Below are 2,671 nucleotides of genomic sequence, written 5' to 3' on the forward strand. Positions count from 1 at the left end.
GAGACTGCGCGTCCTTCGGCGTGCTGTCCCGTGGATCGTCACGGGACAGCACCTGGCCGCCAGCCGGGCGCGGACAGCCCGCTCGCGGATCGAACGCCGTTATTCAGCGGCCTCCTAGGCGGCGCAGTCTGAGCAGACCGTCCGGCGAACGTCAGCGAGCTGGCTGCGATGGTGGACGAGGAAACAGCTGGTGCAGGTGAACTCGTCAGCCTGTCTCGGCAGCACCCGCAGGGCCAGTTCGTCGTCACGGACCTCGGCGTCTGGAAGATCCAACTCGGCCTCGAGTGCATCAACGTCATCTCCGAGATCGGCGGCAGCCCCGGCACGCTGCGCCTTCAGCGTCTCCAGGCTCTGTTCCTGGAGCTCGTCCTCCTCGACATCAGCGCCCCGCCGGGCGTCGAAGTCACGAGCCATGAAGTCTCCTTCCGTTCCAGATCCGATCGGTCGCGCACTGGGGTTCAGTGCGCGACCGCATGTCGGTACCCACTCAGGCCCATACCCGAACGGGATCGAGTGGTCACAATACGCAACGACCCTGGCGCAGATGCAACGGGTGAGGTTTGTCCGCATCCGCGTGTGGTCGGGACGAGACAACGGATCTCTCCCGACCGACGCGAACAATACGGTCCCGCGCGGCAACAGGCCAGGCATCACGTGTACGGTGCGGTGTCAGACCCGCCACATGGTTACCCGAAGAGGGAATACCGGACAGGCTGCTGATATCGGGTAAGAGCTACAGATAGAGGCCGGCCAGCCCGTCATCCAGCCGCTCGGCGGCCACCGCGTGCACATCCCGTTCCCGCAGCAGGATGTAGGTTGTACCGTGCAGCTCGACCTCGGCTCGTTCCTCGGGGTCATAGAGCACACGATCACCCATCTGGATGGTGCGCACCGCCATGCCCACCCCGACGACGTCCGCCCAGGACAGCCGCTTGCCCATCTGCGCGGTGGCTGGAATAACGATGCCGGCCTTTGACCGACGATCGGCCGAGTCCTCACGCGGGGCAACCAGAACACGATCATGAAGAAGTCTGATCGGCAACGATCCGGCCCGCATGTCGACGCCAGCCATCCCGCCGCCGGTCGCACCGTTGACACCGCCGGAAGCAACACTCACGTGCCGGACACTACCCGCCGCGAGAACATCGCCCGACAACAGTGGTGCACCAACGGCCGCCACCCCGGTCATCCGACACCCGACCGCAGGCGGCGGGAGCGCCGATTCGAGATAGAAGCACGCGAAGCTCCCCGGATGGGGAATGCAGCCCCAACGGGGTATAAGCTGCCGCCCATCGCCGACCTGGCCGCTGTGGCCAGGCCGGCGAGTCGGTGTCGGGACCGGGGCGCGTGCGCGTCTACCGGCACCGGCAGGCAACCGAGGATCGGCACGCAGGCAACCGTGAGATGAGGCGCAACGATGGCTTTGCGAATCAGTGTGGACCTCGACGGGCTACGCTGGGCTGATCTTTTCCGGTTCGTCGACCTGGCCCGCAACGGCGGCATCGGGCCCGACGACCAGGTAGACGTGATCACATACGGTAGCGACCCGCTATCGGTCAGTCTGTCCGCACGGATCTACCCGTCAGACAACTTCGGTTCCGGTGACCCGGAACTCGCAAATGAGACAACCGGACGCTCAGGAGCGCCGGCCGTCGCACCACCGCCGGCCATGCCGTCGCCCAACGGCTCGTCGTTCGGTTACGACGCACCGCCCGGCGAGCGTGGCGTGACCGGCAACGGTGCGCACTACCCGGCCTTCGAAGCCCCCAGCGAACGCCCGGGCCAGGGCACACCCAACCTGCCTTCGTTCGCCGGCGGCTATGAGGGGCAGGGCGAGCGTGGCGGTCCGCCCGCGGCGGGCGCCACGCACTACCCGGCCTTCGACGGACAGGGCGGCGAGCGGCTCGGAGCCGGCGGAGCCGGCGGGCAGTTCGCCGGTTTCGAACCGGTCTTCGACCGTCAGGGTGGGATCAAGGAGCCCGGCGCAGGCGGCCAGGGTCAGGTCGAAAGCCCCTACATTGAGGAGTTCGCCCGCCTCCAAGAGGGCCTGATGCGCCAGTCTCGCCGGCCGGACGAGGTTCGCCCCGAGCGGGGATGAGAGCGTCGGCCCACGCAGTCGGCCCGGCGGGTCAAGCCATGGCATCGCCGGACGGATCGTGATGTACACGGTATATGATGTCCAGTTTACTACTGTGTGACAAATTACTACAAATAGTCGTATAGTTACCAGACTGACCAGTCAAGGGCGGTACCGGTAACACATCCCACGAAGCGATGGTGCATGCTGCCTGCGATGGAGGATCAGCGGACGGACGAGGTCGGGCGTTACTGCAACCAGTTGCGCTCGGAGCTCCACATGATCTCAAACGGACCTGTTCTCGCCGGTCCGCGGATGATCGAGCACATCGGGGCCCTGCTGAACCTCCTCGATCTTCACCAGCCGAACGAGTTCGACCTGTGTATGAGCTGCGACCGCCTCTGGCCGTGTCCGACGGTCATGGTGGTCACGGGGGTCCCGGCTGCGGACGACACCGAGCCGAATGGCGCCGGCGGCGTGTCTACGCCGGCCACTGTGTCCGCGACCGCGGAGCCTTCCCCTGCCGTCGGCGCGTCCGCGCAGGTGCGGGCGCAGGGGCCGCCGCCTGGACTGGAGACCATGCCGGCGCCGCTG

Annotated in this window: 3 protein-coding genes and 1 pseudogene; 2 read left to right on the forward strand and 2 right to left on the reverse strand. The window is 66.7% G+C overall.

Annotation, left to right across the window (positions count from 1 at the left end):
• Positions 1–114: 114 nt before the first annotated feature.
• Both U9980_RS18240 and U9980_RS18245 read right to left on the reverse strand, forming a co-directional pair.
• Positions 115–414: a DUF4193 family protein gene (locus tag U9980_RS18240; RefSeq protein WP_322751111.1), complete on the reverse strand. Its 300-nt coding sequence runs from the start codon at positions 412–414 to the stop codon at positions 115–117.
• A 319-nt stretch (positions 415–733) separates the two neighbouring features.
• Positions 734–1,117 carry a co-chaperone GroES gene (locus tag U9980_RS18245; protein ID WP_322769023.1) on the reverse strand — a complete coding sequence of 128 codons (384 nt, stop codon included), beginning with the start codon at positions 1,115–1,117 and terminating at the stop codon, positions 734–736.
• A 300-nt stretch (positions 1,118–1,417) separates the two neighbouring features.
• On the opposite strand from U9980_RS18245, the gene U9980_RS18250 reads away from it, so the two are divergent.
• Positions 1,418–2,098 carry a hypothetical protein gene (locus U9980_RS18250; RefSeq protein ID WP_322769020.1) on the forward strand — a complete coding sequence of 227 codons (681 nt, stop codon included), beginning with the start codon at positions 1,418–1,420 and terminating at the stop codon, positions 2,096–2,098.
• A gap of 183 nt (positions 2,099–2,281) precedes the next feature.
• Positions 2,282–2,671 (forward strand): annotated as a pseudogene (locus U9980_RS18255) (hypothetical protein); the annotation flags it as partial.

Source organism: Protofrankia sp. Cr1, from assembly GCF_963555865.1.
Classification (GTDB): domain Bacteria; phylum Actinomycetota; class Actinomycetes; order Frankiales; family Frankiaceae; genus Protofrankia.

Bases quoted from the DNA above. Each gene is read 5' to 3' on its own strand.
- U9980_RS18240 (WP_322751111.1), bottom strand. From the start codon at position 414: ATGGCTCGTGACTTCGACGCCCGGCGGGGCGCTGATGTCGAGGAGGAC.
- U9980_RS18250 (WP_322769020.1), top strand. From the start codon at position 1,418: ATGGCTTTGCGAATCAGTGTGGACCTCGACGGGCTACGCTGGGCTGAT.